16 protein-coding genes are annotated in these 21,809 nt (G+C 68.4%); 7 read left to right on the top strand and 9 right to left on the bottom strand.

Annotation, left to right across the window (positions count from 1 at the left end):
* Positions 1-21 precede the first annotated feature (21 nt).
* The gene (locus QMG86_RS27065) at positions 22-1,494 is read left to right on the top strand and encodes a sensor histidine kinase (protein WP_281875495.1); all 1,473 of its coding nucleotides are present in this window, start codon (positions 22-24) and stop codon (positions 1,492-1,494) included.
* Positions 1,491-2,426 carry a TAXI family TRAP transporter solute-binding subunit gene (locus QMG86_RS27060; RefSeq protein ID WP_281875494.1) on the top strand — a complete coding sequence of 312 codons (936 nt, stop codon included), beginning with the start codon at positions 1,491-1,493 and terminating at the stop codon, positions 2,424-2,426. The genes QMG86_RS27065 and QMG86_RS27060 overlap by 4 nt, the downstream gene beginning before the upstream one ends.
* A gap of 5 nt (positions 2,427-2,431) precedes the next feature.
* On the opposite strand, the gene QMG86_RS27055 is transcribed toward QMG86_RS27060, so the two are convergent.
* Positions 2,432-2,755 carry a metal-sensitive transcriptional regulator gene (locus QMG86_RS27055; protein ID WP_195084603.1) on the bottom strand — a complete coding sequence of 108 codons (324 nt, stop codon included), beginning with the start codon at positions 2,753-2,755 and terminating at the stop codon, positions 2,432-2,434.
* Positions 2,756-2,954: 199 nt separating this feature from the next.
* Between QMG86_RS27055 and QMG86_RS27050 the strand changes: the two genes are divergently transcribed.
* Complete coding sequence (locus QMG86_RS27050) at positions 2,955-3,764, top strand: S-methyl-5'-thioadenosine phosphorylase (protein ID WP_281875493.1); 810 nt, start codon at positions 2,955-2,957, stop codon at positions 3,762-3,764.
* A 215-nt stretch (positions 3,765-3,979) separates the two neighbouring features.
* A complete protein-coding gene (locus QMG86_RS27045; RefSeq protein WP_281875492.1) occupies positions 3,980-4,540 on the top strand; it encodes an NADPH-dependent FMN reductase in 561 nt (186 codons plus the stop codon).
* An 88-nt stretch (positions 4,541-4,628) separates the two neighbouring features.
* Here QMG86_RS27045 and eccE read toward each other — a convergent pair whose 3' ends face one another.
* Positions 4,629-6,272, bottom strand: a complete 1,644-nt coding sequence (gene eccE / locus QMG86_RS27040; RefSeq protein WP_281875491.1) for a type VII secretion protein EccE — start codon at positions 6,270-6,272, stop codon at positions 4,629-4,631.
* A 112-nt stretch (positions 6,273-6,384) separates the two neighbouring features.
* On the opposite strand from eccE, the gene eccB reads away from it, so the two are divergent.
* The gene (eccB, locus tag QMG86_RS27035; protein ID WP_281875490.1) at positions 6,385-7,875 is read left to right on the top strand and encodes a type VII secretion protein EccB; all 1,491 of its coding nucleotides are present in this window, start codon (positions 6,385-6,387) and stop codon (positions 7,873-7,875) included.
* A 52-nt stretch (positions 7,876-7,927) separates the two neighbouring features.
* Here the strand turns inward: eccB and mycP are convergent, their stop codons facing one another.
* A complete protein-coding gene (gene mycP, locus QMG86_RS27030) occupies positions 7,928-9,082 on the bottom strand; it encodes a type VII secretion-associated serine protease mycosin (protein WP_350356351.1) in 1,155 nt (384 codons plus the stop codon).
* 325 nt (positions 9,083-9,407) lie between these two features.
* Positions 9,408-10,874 (bottom strand): type VII secretion integral membrane protein EccD, encoded by a 1,467-nt coding sequence (eccD, locus tag QMG86_RS27025; protein ID WP_281875488.1) that lies wholly within the window; start codon positions 10,872-10,874, stop codon positions 9,408-9,410.
* 170 nt (positions 10,875-11,044) lie between these two features.
* Here eccD and eccCa point away from each other — a divergent pair, with 170 nt between their 5' ends.
* Together eccCa and QMG86_RS27015 are read left to right on the top strand one after the other, a co-directional pair.
* Entirely contained in the window at positions 11,045-15,076 is a 4,032-nt protein-coding gene (gene eccCa / locus QMG86_RS27020; RefSeq protein WP_281875486.1) for a type VII secretion protein EccCa, read from the top strand.
* Positions 15,076-16,512 carry a type VII secretion-associated protein gene (locus tag QMG86_RS27015; protein ID WP_281875483.1) on the top strand — a complete coding sequence of 479 codons (1,437 nt, stop codon included), beginning with the start codon at positions 15,076-15,078 and terminating at the stop codon, positions 16,510-16,512. The genes eccCa and QMG86_RS27015 overlap by 1 nt, the downstream gene beginning before the upstream one ends.
* 96 nt (positions 16,513-16,608) lie before the next feature.
* Here the strand turns inward: QMG86_RS27015 and QMG86_RS27010 are convergent, their stop codons facing one another.
* The 5 genes from QMG86_RS27010 to QMG86_RS26990 form a co-directional block, all read right to left on the bottom strand.
* Positions 16,609-16,911, bottom strand: coding sequence for a WXG100 family type VII secretion target (locus tag QMG86_RS27010; protein WP_039795677.1), 303 nt, complete (start codon positions 16,909-16,911; stop codon positions 16,609-16,611).
* A 36-nt stretch (positions 16,912-16,947) separates the two neighbouring features.
* Positions 16,948-17,265: a WXG100 family type VII secretion target gene (locus tag QMG86_RS27005; protein ID WP_039795679.1), complete on the bottom strand. Its 318-nt coding sequence runs from the start codon at positions 17,263-17,265 to the stop codon at positions 16,948-16,950.
* Between the two features lie 409 nt (positions 17,266-17,674).
* Positions 17,675-19,210, bottom strand: a complete 1,536-nt coding sequence (locus QMG86_RS27000; RefSeq protein ID WP_281875481.1) for a serine/threonine-protein kinase — start codon at positions 19,208-19,210, stop codon at positions 17,675-17,677.
* 82 nt (positions 19,211-19,292) lie between these two features.
* The gene (locus QMG86_RS26995) at positions 19,293-20,522 is read right to left on the bottom strand and encodes a DUF7373 family lipoprotein (protein WP_281875480.1); all 1,230 of its coding nucleotides are present in this window, start codon (positions 20,520-20,522) and stop codon (positions 19,293-19,295) included.
* Positions 20,519-21,718, bottom strand: coding sequence for a DUF7373 family lipoprotein (locus QMG86_RS26990; RefSeq protein ID WP_281875479.1), 1,200 nt, complete (start codon positions 21,716-21,718; stop codon positions 20,519-20,521). The genes QMG86_RS26995 and QMG86_RS26990 overlap by 4 nt, the downstream gene beginning before the upstream one ends.
* Positions 21,719-21,809 lie beyond the last annotated feature (91 nt).

The raw sequence follows: 21,809 nt of genomic DNA, 5'->3' as shown, positions 1-21,809 counted from the left end.
TCGGTGGGCCGGAGGTAGGTCATGCGGCGTCGCCTGCTCGTCGCGCTGACGCTGTTCGCGGCCATCGCGGTGCTGGGCTTCGCGGTCCCGCTGTCGCTGACCGTCGCCACCAGCCGCACCCAGCAGCTGGTGCTGGCGCGCTCCGGGGACGCCGATCGCTTCGCCACCCTCGCGGACAACGCCGTCACCGCCGGGGACAGCCGAGCGCTGGCCGACGAGGTCCTCCGCTATCACGAGCTGTACGGCGACAACGTGCTCGTGGTCGACGCCACCGGCGCGACGACCGTGAACGCGGGCGCGGACGTGGACGATGCCGGCGTCATCGCGGCGGTGGCGGCCGCGCGCCGCAACCAGCGCCCGCACGCGGCGGACAAACTGACGCCGTGGGGCGCGCCGACCATGCTGGTGGCGCGGCCGGTCGGGACCGGTGTGCAGGTGAACGGAGCCGTGGTGATCGAGGCGTCCACCGCCCGCGCCCGGGGCGACATCGCGCGGACCTGGGCGATGATCGTGCTCGGTGGCGTCGTCGCGATGGGTCTGTTCGTGCTGCTGGCGGTGACGATCGGCCGCTGGGTGCTGCGGCCGTTGGCGGCGCTGTCGCACGGTGTGGCGGAGTTGACCGCGACACTGCCCAAACCGCGCGCCGACACTGTCGCTCCCGTATCGATCGCGGGACGCTACGGAGGGCCACCGGAGATGCGCGCACTGGCGGAATCCTTCGACGCCATGGCCTTGGCCGTCGCCGATTCGGCCGACGCGCAACGTCAGCTGGTCGCCGACACCGCGCACGCGATGCGCAATCCGCTCGCCGCGCTGACCATTCGCCTGGATTCCCTGGAGCCCGCGATCCCGGCGAGGGCGGTGGGCACCTTTCGCAGCGCGGGCGCCGAGGTCGACCGGCTCACCGCACTGCTCGACGGCCTGCTCAGTCTGGCCGTCGCCGAGACGCCCGCGGCATTCGACGTCACTCACGCCACCGAGGGAGAGAACCAGTGCGACGCCGTGCAGGTGGTGGCCGACCGATTCGACGCCTGGTGCTCGGCGTTCGAGGCGGCCGGACAGGAGCTGCGGGTGGCGCCCGCGGCGGCTCGCGCGGCGACGCTGGGCGGTGCGGTCGACACCGGTAATGCCGCGGGCGAGCACGCCGAAGTCGCGGTCCCAGCCGACGTGCTCGCGCAGATGCTCGATGTACCGCTGAGCAACGCGACGCGCTATGCGGGCGCGGGTGCGCGCGTCGAGCTGATCGTCACGACCGAACCGGGCTGGGTCACGGTGACCGTCCGCGACGACGGCGTCGGTGTTCCCCCCGCCGAGATCGACAAGCTGACCACGCGTTTCTTCCGCGGCTCGTCCGCCGGGACCGGTGGCTCCGGACTGGGCCTGCCGATCGCCGCGGCGTTGGCGCAGGCGCGCGGCGGCGTGCTCACCGTGGCGGCGGTACGTCCGCACGGCCTCGCGGTGACCGTGCGATTGCCGGCGGCGGAGGCTCGATGACCGGCCGGGAACCGATCGGCCGGCGCGGCATCGGGCGGCGCGGCTTTCTCGCGCTGGCCGTCGCGGCAGGTGCCGCGGGGTGCGCGCCGAGCGGCCGGGGCGCCACCGTGCGACTGGCTTCCGGTGAGGTAGGCGGTTTCTATCACGCCTTCGCTGGGTTGCTGGGCTTGGCCGCCGCGGACATCGGAGACGTGCGGATCGAGCGGGTCACCACCTCGGGCTCGCAAGCCAATCTGGCGTTGCTCGCGCGGGGTGAGGTCGATGCCGCGCTCACGCTCGCGGATTCGGTCCGCGACAGTGCCGGTCAGATGTTCGCGCTGGGTCGGGTCTACGAGAACTACCTGCAGTTGGTCGTCCGCTCGGACAGCCCGATCGGTTCGGTCGCGGATCTGCGCGGGACACGAGTGAGCCTGGGCGCGGAGGGATCGGGCGCGGCCTTGACCGGCGAACGGATCCTGCGCGTCGCGGGGCTCGATCCGGGTATCGACGTGGCGATCGTCCATCGGCCCTTGACAGCAGCGGTAGCTGCCCTCGACGCAGGCGACGTCGATGCGCTCTTGTGGGCGGGCGGCGTGCCGACCGCGCTGCTCGCGGTGCCGAGCCGGATGCGGCTGGTGGACTTGGGTGAACTGGCCACGCCGATGCGAGAGCTGTTCGGGCCGGTGTACGACCGGGTCGCGATCCCCGCGGACGCCTATCCGGGCGGTGCCGCGGTGCACACCATCGGAGTGGCGAATCTGCTGCTCGCCGCGGGCGGCATGCCCGACGAGGTGGCCGCTTCGATCGTCGAACTGCTGGTGTGGCACGCCGACGCGCTGGTGCCCACCGAGGCGGCGGGCACCCAGTTCCTCGACGGCCGGTCGCTGATCAGCACCGGGTCGATTCCGCTACACCCGGGCGCGGCCGCGGTCTACCGTCGCTGGCACGGGTAGTCGCGTCAGGACCGGACCAAGCGGGCGATGGCGTCGGTGGCCTCCTTGATCTTGGCTTCCGCCTCCGGGCCGCCCGCGACGGCCGCGTCCACCACGCAGTGGCTGATGTGGTCCTCGAGCAAGCCCATCGCCACCGCTTGCAGGGCTTTGGTCATGGCCGAGACCTGGGTGAGGATGTCGATGCAGTACTTCTCCTCCTCGACCATCCGCTGCAGACCGCGGGCCTGGCCCTCGATGCGCCGCAGCCGCTTGAGGTAGTCGTCCTTGGCGGTGATGTAGCCGTGCGCGGCGTGGTCGCCCGCCGTGTGGTCGTGGGGGGAATCTGCCACCGATGTCTCCTCGCTGCCTGCCGGTCGCCGGAACCGGATTCATACCCCCCTAGGGTACAGCTACCGGGTCGTCTTGTCAGGTCCGGCGGCCTGACGACGGCGCGGACCCGGTATGTGAGCAGCCTCGGGGCCGCCACGGAAGCAGGGTAACGCGGATCCCGGCGCGCGACCGCCGTCGCGGGACGAGACAATTGGACCTATGAGTTCGCACCCTCGGCCCGCGCTCGCCGTCATCGGCGGCAGCGGCTTCTACGATTTCTTCGACAACGAGGCGACCACCGTCGAGGTCGAGACCCCCTATGGCGCCCCGAGCGCCGGTATCGCCGTCGGAGAGGTCGAGGGCAGGCCGGTGGCGTTCTTGCCGCGCCACGGCAAGAACCACGAATTCGCACCGCACACCCTGCCCTACCGGGCCAACCTGTGGGCCCTGCGATCACTGGGCGTGCGCCGCGTCTTCGCGCCCTGCGCCGTCGGCAGCCTGCGGGCGGACTGGGGCCCGGGCACGGTCGCGGTGCCGGATCAGCTGGTCGACCGGACCTCCGGTCGCCCGCAGACCTACTTCGACGGCGGCGGCATCCACGTGTCCTTCGCCGACCCGTACTGCGAGGAGCTGCGCGCGGCCGCCATCAAGGCCCAGTCCGACGCACTGCACATGATGCACGCGGCCACCATGGTCGTCGTCGAGGGCCCGCGCTTCTCCACCCGCGCCGAGAGCCGGTGGTTCGCCGCGCAGGGCTGGGAACTGGTGAACATGACCGGCCACCCGGAAGCGGTGCTCGCCCGCGAACTCGAGATGTGCTATGCCGCCGTGGCTCTGGTGACCGATCTGGACGCCGGTCTGGAAGAGGGCGAGGGAGTGCACGCCGTCGACGTGTTCGCCGAGTTCAAGCGCAATCTCACGCCGTTCAAGGAGCTCATCCGCCGCGCGGTGGCCGCGGTGGACGCCACCGACACGTGCGACCGGTGCCGCGTCCACGCGGGAGTATCGCTGCCGTTCGAGCTGCCCTGAGTTCGATGCGGGTGCGGCCGGTCCCGCGTGCGGCGGCACCGAGACCTGCTCGATCAGCCGCAACGACTGGGGTCGGCCGGCTGTGCGTGCTCAGGCATGCGGCCATGTCGAACTCATGGTGCTCCGGCCGAGGTATTCGGTGCACCTGGGGGAGGTGGATCGAGGGAAGCGCGCCGGTGGGCGAGGACGGATGGGGCACGGGTTAGGCTCGCGCGGTGGATACCCCGTTGCGGCTCGAGGTCATCGTGGCCAGTGTGCGTCCGGAGCGGTTCGCGCCGGTGGTCGCGGACTGGTTCCTGCGCACCGTGCGCGACCATACCGAATTCGACACGGGCGTTATCGATCTCGCGCACACACCGTTGCCCGTGGACCTCACCGAGAACGAGGAGACCGCGGCTTATCGCGCGCGTCTGCGGAATGCCGACGCATTCGTCGTCGTCACCTCGGAGTACAACCACGGCTATCCGGCGTCGCTGAAGACTGCGTTCGACACCGCCAAACACGAGTGGCGTGCGAAACCTATCGGCTTCGTCTCCTACGGGGGCCTCTCCGGTGGCCTGCGTGCGGTGGAACAGCTGCGTCAGGTCGTCGCGGAGATCCATATGGTCTCCGTCCGCGAGACGGTCAGCTTCCATCAGGCCAAGAAGCGGTTCGACGAGACGGGAGAGACCCGCGACGGCGCCGCGATCGACGCGGCGGAACGAATGCTCCGTCAATTGGCTTGGTGGGGGCGGGCATTGCGAGCCGCGAGGACGGAAGCCCCGTATCCCGGATAGACCCGCCGCGACGATCGGGACCCTCTTCCCGAGCCGTCGGCTTTCCGGTCTCGAAGCCGCCGACACGGCTTGCCCGCCCGGTCGCGTTCTATTGCGGCTGCATAGCCCGGCGTCCACGCGGCTGGCCGATGTAGGTGGCCTCGGCGGGGATCGACACCAGCGTGAGGTCGACCTGTGCCGTCCCGGTGCGCAGCACCACGTGGTTGCCGATCGCGCCGGGCTGATGGATGGCCAGGTCGGGTCGGCTGGCGGGCCAGCCCATCGGATCGCCCGTCACGTAGATGGTGGTGACACCCGCGTGCGGAGCGGGTGCGAGCACGCCGTCTACCACCGTGGCGGTGAAACCCGCGTCGGACTGGTGGGTTTCGACCGCGATGGTCAGCCGCTCCGGATTGCCGATCGTGGTGACCAGGTTCTCCCATGCCCGCGCCCGGTCGGTGCGAATGAGAATCCGTTCACCGACCGCGAGCGCGCGGAAGACCAACTGCTGCGCCAGATACAGCTCGCCCGCGACATACACCGTCGAGATGCCCGCGCCCACGATACGGACCGCGACGCCGTTTCCTTCGTCGTCCGATCCGATCAACTGGCCGCAGCCGGAGGAGGGCAGATGCAGATCGTCGACGATGTCGATGAGGTGCTCGATCATCGGGACGGTGTCGTCCACGCCCGGAACCGCGATGGGCAGATGGGCCAGCAGGCTGTCGCGGTGGCGTCCGTTCATCGAGATCATGCCCGGAAGTTCGGAGCGTTCCGGCAGCTCTCGCGCGGTCAGGCGCCAGGCGGCGCCGATGCTCACCGAGGCTGCCGAACTGCCGGGACGCAACCGCACCGCCACCGTCGTGCCGCGCGAAGGCGCCACCCACAGCTGCGCGAGCAAGTCGGATTCCAGCCGTTTGGGATCCAGTGCGCTGCCGACGTTCACGCTGTTGCCGATCTCGGCGTAGCGCCAGCGGTGTTCGAGCGTGCGCGGGTCGTAGCCGCTGGTGATCTGCAGGACCGCCTGGCGGATCTCGGGTGCGGTCAGGATGCGGGCGTTGCAGTCGGCGTCCTCCAGCGTGCGCATGATCCGCTGGGTGGCGATGGTGACCGCGCGCGAGGCGCCTTCGGCTCCTCCGCCGCGCCGGTCCGTGGCCTCCGGGCAGGCCACCGCGTCGAAGCTGATCGCCAGCCACACCGTGCGATGAGCGGTGGCGGGCAGCGGGCCGAGCAGCGATTCGTAGATCTTGCCCGCGGGTGTGCCGGAGCGGCTGCGGTGCCCGTGGCTGATGATGTCGATGCCGCTGAGCAGGATATCGTGCTGGTTCAGGCATTTCGCCAGCTCGGCGAGCGGAAGCAGGTGCGAGGCGTGCACCGTGGTGCGGGCGATCCTGGTCAGTCCGCCGGGCGGGGGCAGCACCTCGACCACCGTCACCACGCGGCTGCCGTCCCAGAACAGGCCGAGCGAACGTCCGTCCGAGCCGCGGAAGTCGACGGTGTCGCCGATCTCGTAGTCACGGTGGGTCAGGTAGCGCCACCAGGTGGCGACCCAGTCCAGCGGGGTGCGTTTGGCGACGGGAATCAGCGGGATCAGCCCGACGACCACCGCGACGCCGAACGCGGCGAGACCCGGCAGGCCGGCGAACAGCGCGACAACCGCGGCGAGCAACCCGATGACTTGCGCGATCAGCAGGTTCTGCATCGAGACGCGCCCGAAGAGCGGTCGTGGTCCCGCGCCTGCCGGTTCCGCCATCGTCGTCCCCCAAGTACCCAATGTCGGCCGGTGCGCTGTGGCCGAGCTGAACAAACGTCCCCGGGAACTGTACTGTGTTCGGCGAACGTGAGCACTGTTCGGGGGAGGAATAATGCCTTCAAAACCCACCACACGCTGGCAGGTGAGCGGCTACCGCTTTCTGGTCCGGCGAATGGAGCACGCCTTGGTGCGCCGGGACGTGCGAATGCTGCACGACCCCATGCGTTCCCAGTCCCGCGCGTACGCGGCCGGGCTGATCCTGGCGTGCGTCGTGCTGGCCGGATGCGGCGTGCTCGCGTTGCTGCGTCCGCAGGGCAAGATCGGCGACGACAACAAGATCCTGATCGGCAAGGACTCCGGTGCCGTCTACGTGGTGCTCGACGACGTGGTGCACCCGGCCCTCAACCTCGCCTCCGCCCGCCTGGCCGCGGGCGAGGCGGCCAAGCCCGCGACCGTGAAGGAGTCCGAGCTCGGAAAGAAGCCGCGCGGCCAATTGATCGGCATCCCAGGCGCTCCCGGCTCGCTGCACTTCGACAAGGAGGGCGAGGGGCGCGCCTGGACGGTGTGTGATTCGTTGAAGACGGACGGCACCGACGACCGCAGCACCTCCGTCCTCATCGGCGACCCGGAACTCGGTGACAAGGCTTCGGCGACAGGTCGGGACAAGGCGCTGCTGGTGAAGGGCAAGGACGCGACGTACCTCGTCTGGAACAAGACACGCGCTCGGGTGGACATGAACGAGCCGGCCGTCACAGGCGCCCTGGGAATCCGCGGCATGACCCCGCGCCCGATCAGTGAGGGTCTGTTGAACGCGATTCCCGAGGTGGACGCGATCGTCCCGCCGAGGATCGATGATCCGGGCGGGCAGCCCAGCTACTCGATCAATGGCCTGCGAATCGGCACCGTCGTCCAGGTGGCAGGCAAGTCGAACCAGAACTTCGTCATCCTGCACAACGGCTTGCAGCCCATCAGCCCGTTCACGGCAGAAGTCATCCGCAGCTCGCAGCGCAACCCGGATCACGGCGCCGCCATCGGTGACTTCGAGCAGACGCATGCGCCGCAGTCCAGAGCGTTGAAGGTCGACACCTATCCCGAGGTGGCGCCGACCATCATCCAGCCCACCGCTCGACCGGTGAGTTGCCTGTCCTGGAAACCGATTCCGGGAGTCGCGAGCAATACCGACGTCGCCGTGCGTGCGGAGCTCGCCCTCATCGACGGCAGCGACCTGCCGATGTCCAGCAGCGCCAAGCTGGTTCCGCTCGCTCAGGCCGACGGAAGGGGCGACAACGTGGATTCCGTGTACTTCAAGCCCGGCTCGGGCGCCTTCGTCCAAACCACCGGCATCGAACCGGACAGCCGCCGCAAGGACAGCATGTTCTACATCGCCGACACCGGTGTCCGCTTCGGCATCAGAGACAACGACGCCGCGAAAGCGCTCGGCATGGACAAGGAATCGGGCGTGACTCCGGAACCCGCGCCCTGGCCGATCGTCGGGCTGCTCGCGAGCGGACCCACCCTGAGCCGCGAGGCCGCCATGGTCGCCCACGACGGCGTCGCCCCGGACCCGGCCCCCGCCAAACAACCGGTCGCCTCGGCCAAATAGGTGTCGCGATATCGAAATGGCAACCCGGTGAAAGCGTTGGAACGTGCAGTGCTTATGTATCGTCGCTGGTGACGCCGAATCTGCGTCGGATCGGGAATGATGCGAGCATGCCCAAGACGAGCAGTGATGCGATGATGCCACTTCCGATGAGGGCAATGTTGCGCGCGCGATGATTCGGTCGCGGTGCCGGAGCCGGTAGCGGGAGTTGAACGCTTTTGGCCGCAGCCGGTCGCTTCGGTGGCAATGTATTCACTACCTCGGCGGTCAGGGCCTGGACCGGATCGACAGCGCCGTAGCCGACATAGGGATTCCACCCTTCTGCGGGGGCGTGCGCGGTGGCCTGGATGCGCTTGATGACCTCCAGCGCACTCAGCTCCGGGAAACGGGCTCGAACCAGGGCGGCTACTCCTGAAACCAACGGGGTGGCGAAGCTGGTGCCTTGGATGGGTCCGAGCTTCCCGGATTGCTGAACGCTGCCGAGTTGGACTGCGGTTCCTTTGCTGTTCGGGTCGTTGAACAGTGGATCGAGGGAGGTGATGTTCTCGCCGGGAGCCGCTACGCCCAGCCATGGGCCGGGCACGGTGAATGTCGATGGCTGACCGTTCCCGTTGATGGAACCCACGGCGAGCACGTAGTCGTCATAGCGGGCCGGTGATACGTTCAGGTCTACCTTGCTCCATGGGTCTCCCGTGGGGTCGAGAGGATCGATGACCGCATTGGTGCCCTTGCAGCCGTCGGTGTTCTCACCGCTGTTGCCGGCTGCGACTACGACGACCACGTCCTTCTCGATCGCGGCATACCGGACCGCGGCACCCAGTTCGGTATCTTCGAAAGGCTCGGAAGTCGGCTTGCACGCGACTTCGGAGATATTGATGACGGTAGCTCCCATGTCCGCCGCGCGACGTATCGCTGATGCCATGGTGCGAGTGGTGCCGTATCCCTGGGGCAGCGCATCGGGCCCTTTGTCCCGATTCGCTCCCTCCTTCTGGTACAGCTTGCTGGTCTGGCGGATAGTAAGAATTCGCGCCTCCGGCGCGACCCCGGAGAAGCCCTGACCGTCGACCTCGGTCGCCGCGATCAGCCCCGCGACCAACGTCCCATGCGCATCGCAGTCCTCGGTTCCGTCACTATTGCTCACATAGTCGCCGCCCGCGATCAACCCCGGCAGGCGCGGATGGCGTGCGACACCGGTGTCGATGACCGCCACGAGTTGGCCTGCGCCTTTGGAGAATCGCCAGGCGTGCTGCAGGTCGAGGGAGCGTTGCGCGTCGGGGATCGAGGGCCCGTTGCCTCCCGAGCCGGTACTGACGCACGGAGTATTGGATGCCCGCTCGGTCTTGTCCGGAGGAGCGGCCGGCTCGCCTGGCGGTGGTGGCGTATTCGGGCTCACGGTGGGTTTTTCCGCTAGCGCATGCGGGATTCCGGCAGTAGCGCCCACGGAGACACCGAGCGCCAGCATGCAGACTGCCGTGCTCAACCGAACCGCTCGGAAACAACTGTCGAGCCGCTGTTTCGAACTCATCGCTGCGAGCTCACAGCCCGCGGACGATGGCGTAGAGGTCCGCTACCCAGAAGACCAGCGGCAGGACCGCGGCGACGAACGTGTACTCGAGCAGTTCGACGCCGCGGCGCATCGGTGGGGTGGCCGACTGGTTGGGGATGATGATGCCGAGAATCAGCGCCGCGACCAAGACCACCATCGCCGCGCCGAAGACGGCCAGCGGCTGGTGCATCGCGAAACCGGTGCCCACCAGCATGATCAGCACGATTCCCGCGCCGCCCGCGATGAGCACGACGGCTTGCTCCGCGCCCGCGTAGGTGCGGCTGCGGAACATCAGCACCGCCGCGCAGACCAGGGCGAGCGCGATGCCGGGCCAGTACGGGTCGTCGGCGGCCGGATCGGTGGCGGCGAGTGCGCCCGCGGCGGTGACCAGCGTGGTCGCCGCGACCAGTCCGGCGAGGTACATGCGGGCGCGTTCCGACTTCACCCGCAGCACCTCCATGGTCGGCAGCGCGCGATGATCGTCCGGATCGTCCTCGGTCGGATCGATGGGGGTGCCCGGCGAAGGCACCGGCGGCAGCGGCAGTTTCGCCAGCAGCATGGACACCCGTGGGGCCAGGGAGAGTCCGGCGAGGCCGAGCGCCGCAGCGCCCGCGCCGATCGCCCGCTCCGGCTGGTCGGTGAGCAGGCCCACCAGCGCCGCGGGCGCCGCGTACGTGGCCAGCGTGGCCACGCCGATGAACAACGCCAGGCCGACGCCGGTGACCCGCCAGGCCAGGATCGCCGTCGCGCCCGCGAGAACCGAGGCGAGCAGCACGTGCGCCCAGCCGTACTCATCCGGCACGTAGAGCATGCCCGCGCTGAACGCCGCCGGCAGCGCGCAGCCGCCGAGCACCAGTGCGGTGCCGGTGTCGCCGTATATCCTGCTCAGCACCATCGCGGACACGACGAGCAGGATCGCGACCACCAGCGCGATCGACCCGCCCACCGCGATCGGCAGCGAGCCGGGCGACAGCAGCAGGCCGAGGCAGCCGACGATCATGGTGAGCGCCGCGAGCACCGAGCCCGTGATCCGCGCGACGCGCGGGGTCCAGCTGCGGTAGTGGTCGGTGTCGGCGATCGCGACGTTGTACATGATGTCGTCGAACAGCGGTGTCGGCGCGGTGTGCGAGGCGCTTTCCAGCATCAGCAGTTCGCCGTCGCGGACGCCGTGCTCGCCGAGACTGAGCGAGTTGGAGAAGGGCGGATGACCGATCCGGGCCAGCACCCACTCCGCGGGTTCGTAACGCTCGCCCTCGTTGTCGAAGTCGTTGGTGCGGCTGTGCTGGGCGACCATGTCGACCACGCTCGGAATCACCAGCGCGACCGGCACGTCGACCGGTATGGCCATGTCGACCTGAGTGTGCTTGGCCAGAATCGTCACCCGCGCGAGGTCGGGTGCGCGGACGATGCCGCGCGAGGATTCTTCGTCGATGTGGTCAAGGCGCGCGTGCGTCAAGCTTCCCCCAACTCGGTCTTCTACCTCGTGATTCCACGGCTCAGCAGGCCGGGGGCGAGCTTGCGAACCCACGGTCCGGGCAGCAGAATGCTGGTCGAACTGTACGACATGTCGGCTGTGACCTCTACACTGAGGCCGGACCACAGCTGGCCGAAGGGGGAATCTCGTCGATGAGCACTGTCCGCTTCCAGCGCCGTGCGCGCCGCGAGATGCCTCGAACGCCCGGCGGCGAGGTCACGCTGCAGCCCCCGCCCGAAATCCCCCGGGTCACACCGGGAAACCTGGTGCTCAAGCTGATGCCGGTCGTGATGGTGATCGGCATGGTCGGCATGATGGCCCTGCTGTTCACCCAGGGTGGGGGTATCGCCTCGAACCCCATGAGCATGATGTTCCCGCTCATGATGCTGTTCTCCATGGTCGGCATGTTCGCCGGGCAGGGCGGGGGCAAGGGGCAGAAGGCCGCCGAGGCCAACGAGGACCGCAAGGACTACCTGCGTTACCTCGATCAGGTCCGCAAGGACGTCAACGAGACCGCTGCGCAGCAGCGCGCTTCCGTCGAATGGAGCCACCCGGAGCCGGGCCTGGTCTGGATGCTCGCGGGCACCAGCCGCATGTGGGAACGCCGCGCGGGGGACAAGGACTTCTGCCACGCCCGCATCGGTCTCGGCGGGCAGCGCCTGGCCACCAGGCTGGTCGCCCCGGAGACCGGCCCGGTCGAAGAACTCGAGCCGATCGCCGCCGTCTCGCTGCGCCGCTTCGTGCGCGCCCATTCCACCGTGCCCGACCTGCCGACCGCCATCGCGGTCAAGGGTTTCGCCACCATCGCGCTGGACGGCGACCGCGGCCAAGCGCGCGACATGACCCGCGCGATGCTGGTGCAGTTGTGCATGTTCCAGGCGCCGGACCAGGTGCTCGTCGCGGTTGTCTGCGGGCCGGATACGGCGCCGGAGTGGGAGTGGACCAAGTGGCTCCCGCACACCCAGCACCCCGATACGCAGGACGGCATCGGGACCCAGCGCATGTTCTACGGCTCGATCCGGGAGGCCATGGCGGGGTTGCATCCGTTGCTCGGCAACCGGGTCCGGTACTCGCGCAACCAGCCCGCCAACGCCAACATGGTGCACATCGTCATCGTGGTCGACGGCGGCCTGCTCGAGGCCGAGGACGATCAGCTGCGTGAGTCCGGCTACGAGGGCGTCACCATCATCGACCTGTGCGGTTACGCGCCGCGCCTGGCGGTGTCGCGCGGGATCAAGATGATCGTCGAGAACGGCGAATGCGTCGGCCGCGGTGCCACCGGCAATCAGGAGCGGTTCGCGCTGATCGACCGGATCAGCCCGGAGCAGGCGCAGCAGGTCGCGCGCAGGCTCGCGCCCTATCGCGCGGCCACGCAGCGCAGCAGCGACGTGGAAACCGACGACTCCGAGGTGATCTCGACCTGGGCGCAGCTGATGGGCCTCGGCGACATCGGCACGTTCAACCCGGAGCACGCCTGGCGGCCGCGCTACGGACGGGAACGCCTGCGCGTCCCGTTCGGCGTGGGCGCCGACGGCCTTCCGGTGGAACTGGATATCAAGGAGGCGGCCGAGAACGGCATGGGCCCGCACGGCCTCTGCATCGGCGCCACCGGCTCCGGCAAGTCGGAGTTCCTGCGCACCCTGGTGCTCAGCCTGCTGGCCACACACTCGCCCGACCAGCTGAACCTGGTGCTGGTCGACTTCAAGGGCGGCGCGACGTTCCTGGGCCTGGAAGGGGTTCCGCACGTCGCGGCCGTCATCACCAACCTGGAGGAAGAGGCCGATCTGGTCGACCGCATGAAGGACGCCCTGGCCGGCGAGATGAACCGCCGCCAGGAAGTGCTGCGCGCGGCGGGCAACTTCGCCAACGTCTCCGAGTACGAGAAGGCCAGGGCCGCGGGCGCCGACCTGGATCCGCTGCCCGCCTTGTTCGTGGTGCTCGACGAGTTCTCCGAACTGCTCACGCAGCACCCGGATTTCGCCGAGCTGTTCGTCATGATCGGCCGCCTCGGCCGCTCGCTGCACGTGCATCTGCTGCTCGCCTCGCAGCGCCTGGAAGAAGGCAAGCTGAAGGGCCTGGAGGCCCACCTGTCCTACCGCATCGGCCTGAAGACGTTCTCCGCCAACGAGTCTCGCCAGGTGCTCGGTGTGCCCGACGCCTACAACCTGCCGAACAACCCCGGCGGCGGCTATCTGAAGGCGGATTCCGGCGAGATCCAGCGCTTCCAGGCTTCCTATGTCTCCGGCGCGTACGTCGGCGGCGGCTCGCAGCGCGACATGACCGTGGCCACGCAGTCCGGCGAGATCGATGTCCGGGCACGGCCGTTCACCGCGACCCATGTCGACTTCCGCGCCGCGGACCGCGTTCCGCTGCCGCCCGAGCCGAGCCTGGAGCCGGAACAGGACGAGGACGGCGAGCAGCTGTCCAACCTGAACATGCTGGTCTCCCGGATCCGCGGCTATGGCCGTCCAGCGCACGAGATCTGGCTGCCGCCGCTGGACGAGGCGCCGACGCTCGACCAGCTCCTGCCGCGCTCCATCCTCACCGGCGAGTACTCCGCGGTGTCCTCGCTGCGTGCGCCGATCGGGATCGTCGACCGGCCCTACGATCAGCGCCGCGACCCGATGGTCGTCGACCTGTCCGGCGCCCGGGGCAATGTCGCGATCGTCGGCGGCCCGCAGTCCGGGAAATCGACCGCGCTGCGCACGCTCATCATGGCGATGTCGTTGACGCACACCGCCGAACAGGTGCAGTTCTACTGCCTCGACTTCGGTGGCGGCACCCTGGCGAGCCTGCAGGGGCTGCCGCACGTCGGCTCGGTCGCGAGCAGGTTGGACGAGGACCAGGTCCGGCGCACCATCGCGGAGATGACCACCATCGTCCGGCAGCGCGAGGCGCGTTTCCGGCAGCTCGGCATCGAGTCGATGACCGACTTCCGCAGGCTGCGGGCGATGGACCCGGCGAGCAGCCCGGGCGCCGCCGGAGTGCACGAGGATCCGTTCGGCGACGTGTTCCTGGTGATCGACGGCTTCAGCTCGATCCGCCAGGACTTCGAGATGCTCGAGCAGACCATCATGAATCTCGCCGTGCAGGGTCTGTCCTACGGCGTGCACGTGGTCATCGCGCTGAATCGCTGGGCGGAGGCGCGGCCCGCGCTCAAGGACCAGATCGGCACCAGGATCGAGCTGCGCCTCGGCGATCCGATGGACTCCGATCTGGGACGCAAGTTCGCCTCGCTGGTTCCGCAGGGTCGGCCGGGCCGCGGTATGACTCCCGAGTGCCTGCACATGCTCACCGGTCTGCCCCGCATCGACGGCAACTCCGATCCGACCACCCTCACCCAGGCGGTCGCGGACGCGGTCGCCACCATCGCCAGGCTGACGCCGGGCCGGCCTGCGCCGCAGGTGCGCATGCTGCCCGAGCAGCTTCCGCGCGAGCAACTGCTGTATCTGGCGGGCGATTGGCCGTCGCAGGTCGACCCGAACACGAAATGCCTGCGCATCCCGTTCGGCATCAACGAATCCGAGCTCGCCCCGGTCTACATCGACTTCGTGGAGAGCCCCCACTTCATCGTCATCGGCGACACCGAATCGGGAAAGACGACGCTGTTGCGGTCGCTGATCGAGGGCATCGCCGCGTCGAACACCCCCGATCAGGCCCGCTTCATCATCGGCGACTACCGGCGCAGCATGCTCGGCCTCGTCCCGGAGGGGTACCTCGCGGGCTACGGCTCCACGGCGCCGCAGTTCACGCAGAACATGAACGACCTGGCCGCGTACGTCGGCAAGCGCACCCCGGGCCCGGATGTCACGCCGCAGCAGTTGCGGGATCGCTCGTGGTGGAGCGGCCCGGAACTGTACGTCATCGTCGATGACTACGACCTGGTCGCCACGTCCGCGGGCAACCCGGTCCAGGCACTGCTCGAACACCTGCCCCACGCGCGCGACCTCGGCTTCCACGTGATCATCGCGCGGCGTTCCGGCGGTGCCAGCAGGGCGATGTTCGAAGCGACGTTGGCCAGGATGCGAGACCTGGGTTCGGCGGGCTTGATCCTGAGCTGCAGCAAGGACGAGGGCGTCCTGATGGGCACCAAGCGGCCGAGCCCGATGCCACCGGGCCGCGGCACCTACGTCACCCGGAACATGGAGGGCCTGGTGCAGACGGCGTGGATGCCATCGCCCTGATGTCCGAGGTCGAGCTCGTCATCACCGAGGCACGGGTCTGGGCCCGCGGCGCCGACACGCACTGGGACGCGCCGCCCACGATCGTGCTGAGCAGCAATGGTTTCGATCTCGTCGTGGGCCAGCCGCCGAATCCGCAGGCCCAGGTCGGCTCGGCGGTCCAGTTCGTGCCCGCCGATGCCATAGCCCTGCCGCCGCGCACCCCTTCGGTGGTGGACGCGATGGGCGCCGTGTTCGCGAGTGTGCTCGAGCACCTCCGCGTCGCGTCCCCGTGTGCCCGGATGACGTTGATCTGTCCCACCGAATGGGGCGCCCGCCGTCGCGGTGTGCTCGAACAGGCGGCGCGCCGCCACGCCGCGGAGGTCCTTTTCGAGGACATCGCGGTGCGCTCGGTCGCGTCGGACGAAGGCACCAGCCACAGCCGACGCACGCTGGTACTGGAATTCGGCACCCTCGCCACCACGGCATCCGCGGTGATCCGGAGCCATCGCGGCGTGCACATCGAGTCCTGTGAGCACGAGCCGACGCTCGCGCTGGCGGAGATCACCGCGGAGTCAACGGGGTTCGCCGATTTGTGCCGGCTGATCGCACGGGTACAGGACAGCGGATCGATCGACCTCGTGCAGGTGGTGAGTATCGCCGACTCGGCGAAATTGGACTTGGTCCGTGCGGCGATCGACCAGACCGTAGGCGCCGACGTCGAGTTGCGTCCAGTCGCCGGAGCCGATCTCGTCCGCGGCCGTCGGCTCGAGCCGAGCGATCGACGCGAGGTGCAGGCCGCGGCCACGGAGTGGATGCAACCGCTTCGGGCGCGCGCCGCTGCCCAGCAGCCCCGGCGTGACAACGTGCGTTTCGCCATCGCCGCGATCGCCGCGGTGGTGGTCGTCGCTCTGCTGGTGGTCGGGGCGGTCACCTTGTCCGGTCGCCGGGACAGCGTTTCCGCGGCGGCCCCCGGTACCGAAATGCCATCGATGAGTGCCGTGCCCCCGCCGATCCCCCCGCCGGCTGCGACGGACCCGGAAGCATTCGGTCGCATCCGGTTTCGGATTCCTCCTGGCTGGCGCGTTGCCGCATCGCCGGACAGTGGGCGTGCCCGCGTCGATCTGGTGCCCGAAGCCGCTGCGCGGCAACGCATCACGATCATGCAGTCCCCACTGACGGCGTCGTCCAGCTATGAGCAGGTGGCCACGAAGCTGGAGGCGCAGATCGCGCAGCGCCCCTCCGGGGTGCTGACCGACTTGAGACGCGATGTCATGTTCGGTGGCCGTTCCGGCCTGGCCTATGTGGAACATCCGGGGGACGGATCAACCGTACGATGGCACGTCCTACTGGAGTTCGGGATTCAGGTCAGCATCGGTTGTCAGTATGCGGGAGACGAGTGGGGGCAGTTGGAGGCTCCGTGCTCACACTTCGGAGACACGGTCCGCGTCGTCCCATGATGTGCGGTGCGTCCGCATCTAGGGTTGCTGTAGTACAGAATGATTCGAGCCCCCGGCACCGAAGTACCGGGGGCTCGAATCAGCCGAGACGGGATCTCAGAAGAGGCCCGCCAGCGCGGTGTCGGTGCCCTGCAGGTCGGAGTTGCCGCTGCTGACCAGCTTGCCCGCGCTTTCCAGCGTGGTGTTCAGCTGGGTGACCTGGGTGTTCCACTGGGCCTGCAGCGAGGCGAACGCGTCGTTCGCGTCACCCTTCCAGTAGTTGGTCACGAAATCGGTGACCTGCTTGTGGAAATCTTCGAGCATGGTCATGACGCTGCGCGCCTCGGCCACGATGGCCTGGGCGCCCGCCTCGACCTCGCCGAAGTTTGAGGCAATCCGACCGGGATCATTGGCTACCATGAGGAGCTCCTTGTTGTCTGTGGTGCGGCTATCGGATCAGGGAAGGTCCAGGCTGGAGGCCTGCGCGGCCACCTGCTGGGCGAACTGCTGGTCCTGATCGGCGAACTTCCGTCCGGCGTGGGCGAGTTTGTCCGACGTCTGATCCAGCTGGTCGTTCAGCTTCCGCGCCTGAGCGAAGTAGCTGTCCATGAAGGTGTCGAACGCCTGACGGGCCGCACCGCTCCAGGTGGCGGTCGTCTGATCCGACTTGCTGTTCAGTGCGGTGATCGCGGTCTGCAGATCCTGGTGCCGCTGCCGGCAGTTGTCCACAAACTTCGAGATCGCCTCTTCGCTCGCTTCGAGCTGTCCTGCCATTTCGGCTCCTTTCGGTTCCCGTCTCGGCCAACGGCGGAAGCCTCAGTTGGCCTGTACATCTGATTGGACGCGGTGCGGGTCTGATCGGTTCCATCCGACTCGAGAAAGTTCGGCATCGCCCCACGGGATCAGGGCCCTGCGCCCCTCGGCCCGGCTCGTCCGTGATTTCGGCGGCCGCGATGCGGGCCTGCTCGGAAGACCACGATGCGATCCGGGTCCGCATGACTTGTAACGCCAGCGCTCGGCTCCCCTCCTTCCCCCTGCTCGCTGCTGTAATGATCGGCGAGTGGGCTGGCTGCGGTACACCTTACCGAACGCATAAGTCCGCCGCTACCAGCAGAATGACGAGAGCCGATGGTCTCGGAACTCGAAAAGCCCACGAACGCTTGGATTCAGCGAACGGGCCTTATTACTTCACGCGATTGCGCAGCACCGGCACAAGACGGTCGAGCAAAGTCTGCTCGGACGACTCACTCCAATTGCGGAGCGCGGCGACGGCTGCGGGATCGTCCAGCGGAATCACTGTGGCCCGGGTGCCCGCCACCTGGTACGGAAGACCCAGCAGCCCACCGCCACCGGCCTTTTCGTCGCTGCGCACGGCCAGCACGTAGCCGTCCGCCGCGACCTCGAGCCGGGTGCTTCCGGTCAGCTCCCGCGGCGAGGCCTCGTCACCCTGACGTGCGTAGTTGAAGTTGTAGACGAACCCGAGATCTTCCAGGAACTTGGTCTGCGGGGTGCCGCTCAGAAAGATCGAGACCTGCGAGCTGCGCGGCACGTCCACCATCGTGATGGTCTTGCCCCGGAACACCGGATTGTCCGTGCGTGCCCGCTCCAGCGGCGACAGAGCGGCCGTGCTGCTCGGCGTGGCGACCGCGGGCCCCGGTGCGGCCTCCTCCCGGTTCAGCGCCCAGATCCCGATGCCCGCGGCGAGCGCGACGGTCACGATGCCCGCGGCCGCGGCGAGCAGCCAGTTCTTGCGCGCGCTCGGTGCGGGGGCGCTGCCCTGCCCGGAGATGGCGACGCGCGGATCGGTCGCCGGCCGCGGGTCGAAGACCTGGATCGGATAGGTGGGCGAGGTGTGCGTGGCGACAGGGTTGTAGCCGGGAGTGAGCGCGCCGGCCGCCGCGTCGGTGAATTCACGGCAGCTGTAGAAACGTTCGGCCGGGTCCTTCGCCAAGGCACGGGCGAAGACGTGGTCGATGGCCGGCGGCAGGCCGGGGTTGACCGCGGTGGCCAGCGGCGGCGGCTCGTGGAGATGCCCCATCATCACCAGCGCGGGTTGCGTTCCCGGGTAGGGGTTGCGTCCGGTGAGCAGTTTGAAGAACGAGCAGGCGAGGCTGTAGACGTCGGCGCGGTGATCGAGCGGGCTGCCGGTGAGCTGCTCGGGCGGGGCGTAGGCGATGGTGGCGACGAAACTGCCGGTCTGCGTGAGTTCGGTGGTGTCGTCGTTGGCTTTGGCGACGCCGAAATCCGTGAGAAGGACGCGTTCTTCTTCACCTTCGGCAGGCGAGGACAACAGGAAATTCGCCGGTTTGACGTCGCGATGCAGCAGGCCCTTGCGATGCGCGTAATCGAGGCCCTTGCCGACCTCGGTGGTAATGCGCAGGGCGCGCAACGGATTCATGGCGTGCGGGTCGCGAGCCAGTTCGGCGGAGGCGTCGGTGCCGTCCACGTATTGCATGGCGATCCACAACTGGCCTTGTTCTTCGCCGCGGTTGTAGACCGAGACGATGTTCGGATGGTCGAGTCCGGCGGCGAGATTCGCCTCTCGCTCGAAACGGGTGCGGAACTCGTAGTCGCGACTGAGTTCACCGCCGAGCACCTTCAACGCGTCGGTTCTGGGCAGGCTGGGATGTTTGGCCAGATACACCGTGCCCATGCCGCCCGCGCCGAGCACGCGGATGATGCGGTACCCGCCGACGATGGTCCCGGGGCTCATCGCCATCTTCACGATCTCCTGACTCCACGCGGGCCGCTGGCGTTCGCCACGCAGCATACTCGACCCGATTCGCGGCGAAACTGCGGCATTATCGGCTGTTCGCGAAAATGGAATACTGTGCGGCAGCGCGTTGCTGAGCGTCCAGCAGTTGATTCGCCGCGACGAATCCGACATATTCTTTGTAGGCGACGACACAGGTGAATCGTCTGTCGTCGAAAAGTCCGGACCGATTCTCCACACATGCCGAATCGGGCACATGCTGCGGCGGCTCGGCCGGGCCCGCCACCACCGTGGGGGTGATCCGCTCCGCGACCACCCGACGCGCCTTCTCCGCATTCGCGGTGCGGATCACCAGCGTGCCGCCGGAGACCGCGAATTTCTCGGCTCCCATCGCCGTGAAACGCTGTTTCGCGTACTCCCGGTCTTCGGCGTATTGCATGATGCCGCGCAGCCCGAGCAGGGCGTTCGAATCGTCGTAGCTGGGGGACTGGACCTTGGCCGGATTCAGCGTGCGGCTCAGCAGGTGGTCGGGGTCCCAGGGCAAGCGCAGCATCTCCTCTTCGGTCAGCGGAGGCAGCTGGTCGAGCAACGGCAGCTGGACGTCGAACGCCTTTTCCGCGAGGGCGACGAGGGCGTCGCGGTCGGGCGCGTTGGCCGAGACCAGGAATGCCACCACGTAGGAGCCGTGCGCGAGTATCGCACGCAGGAAGGGCGAACCGGGACGCCAGTGCGCTCGCGCCTGCGGCTGCCGCGGCAGCGGGACCGGCTCGTTCTGGTCGCGGTAGCCGCCGAAATCGGCGTCGAAGAACTCGGCGGCGGCTTGCCGGGCGCGGTCCGGGTCGGGGAACTGCATGACGATCGTGCCGACCGTCGTGGAATTGGGCCGCGGCTTGGTCGGCCATCCCGAGGCGAGCAGGCTGACGTCCTGATCCGAGCCGTTGGTGTGGAACCCGAACATCATCCGGTGGCGTTCCGCGATCGGCTCCAGGACTTCCGGGCGCCCGAGTTCGCCGGGCAGTGTCCCTTTGCTGATGCTGGAAGGCGTCCAGCTGTATTTCATCCTCGGATCGATGTCGTATGCCGACGCGACGTGATCGGCCAGCCGCATCGCGGCGACCTTCCCCATATCGATGAACAGCGGCTGATAGTCGTCGTCGTGCGCGTTCGGCGGTTCGGTGGGGTAGTTGCCGACATCCAGACGGCGGATGTCGATCTCACCCGGCTGCGCGGTGCCCGCCAGCGTCGAACCACAGCCGGCGAGGATCGCGGCGGCGACCGTGCAGGCGAGGGCGGTGGCTGCGGTGCGGAATGTTCTCATGCGGCGTTCACCAACAATGCGTACTGGGCGGAGATGCGTTGCTGTGCGTCGAGCAGCTGATGTGACCAGGCGAATGCCGCGTAGCGGTCGTAGGTCACCGAGCAATAGAACCGGACGACCACCGTCTTGTTGCCGATGTACTCCTTGCAGTGCGCGACCGGCAGGCCTTTCGGCGACTCGGCGCCGCGGAACTTCTTCGTCAGCCCGCCGCGCTGTTCGCGCAGCTGTATCGCGGCGGCGGCGTCGCGCGCGCGGAACAGGTCGGTCCCGTCGGTGGCGTACCGATCCACGCCCGCCGCTTCGATGATTCTGCGGTCCTCGGCCGAATCGGTGGTGAAGTGCAGCGCGCCGTTGCCGGTGTACGCCCCCGGCGGATCGATCCAGGAATCTTCCCTGGGCCGCGGCAGGGCTCGGTTGAGCATGCCGTCCATATCGATCTGCGCCGTCATCAGCTGGTCGACGGGGGTCGGGGTGAACCGGCCGATCGCGGGGACGACAGCGTCGAGGCTCTTCTCGACCATCCCGAGCAACTCGGGCAGGTCGACTTTCTCCAGGTAGTTCTTCACGTAGTCGAAGACCCAGGTGTAGACGACGAATTTGCCGGTGGCGAACCACGACCCGATCGATTGGTCCTGTGGCTGCCAATGGGCGTGCGCGGCGGGATACTTCGGAATCTGCACCGGCGTGTTCCGGTTGTTGGCCTCGAAGTCGACCCGTTCGAGCGCCGCCGCGGCTGCGGCCGCCTTCTGCTCGTCCGGGAAGATCATCACGGCGTTGACCAGGTCGGTTCCGCGGTTGTCCGGGGCGTTGCCCGCGCTGCTGAGGAACCCGGCGACGAAATCCGGTGCGGCCTCGGCGAACCGGGAGACGTCCATGATCCGTCCGAGCGAACCCTTCGGATCGATGAACACCTTGGCGATGGACGGATTCGCGGAGACGAACGCGGGATCGATGTCCGCGGGCAGCGGGACGAAGTTCGCCAGCCGCTCCGCCTCGATCATGCGCGCCTGCTCGGGATTCTTCGCTGTTCCCAGCGCGCGCGGGGTCGTCGCGTAATTGCCCACGTCGAGCTGCGCGAGATCGATGGGCTGCGTGGGCTCTTTCTGCTCGGCCTCCGGGCCGCCGCACGCGCCGCCGACCAAGGCGACGGCACCGGCCAGCACCAGGGCACAGGCGGTCCGAATCGGTTTCGACATCGCGCCGTGCTGCACTCTTCCCTCCCCTGACTGCGGTAGTTGCGCCGGATCCTACTTCGGCGCACCCGCGACCCAGGCTCGCGCGAGCGCC

This window comes from Nocardia sputorum, from assembly GCF_027924405.1.
In the GTDB taxonomy this organism is placed as follows: domain Bacteria; phylum Actinomycetota; class Actinomycetes; order Mycobacteriales; family Mycobacteriaceae; genus Nocardia; species Nocardia sputorum.
This window is presented reverse-complemented; position numbering and strand designations above follow the sequence as displayed.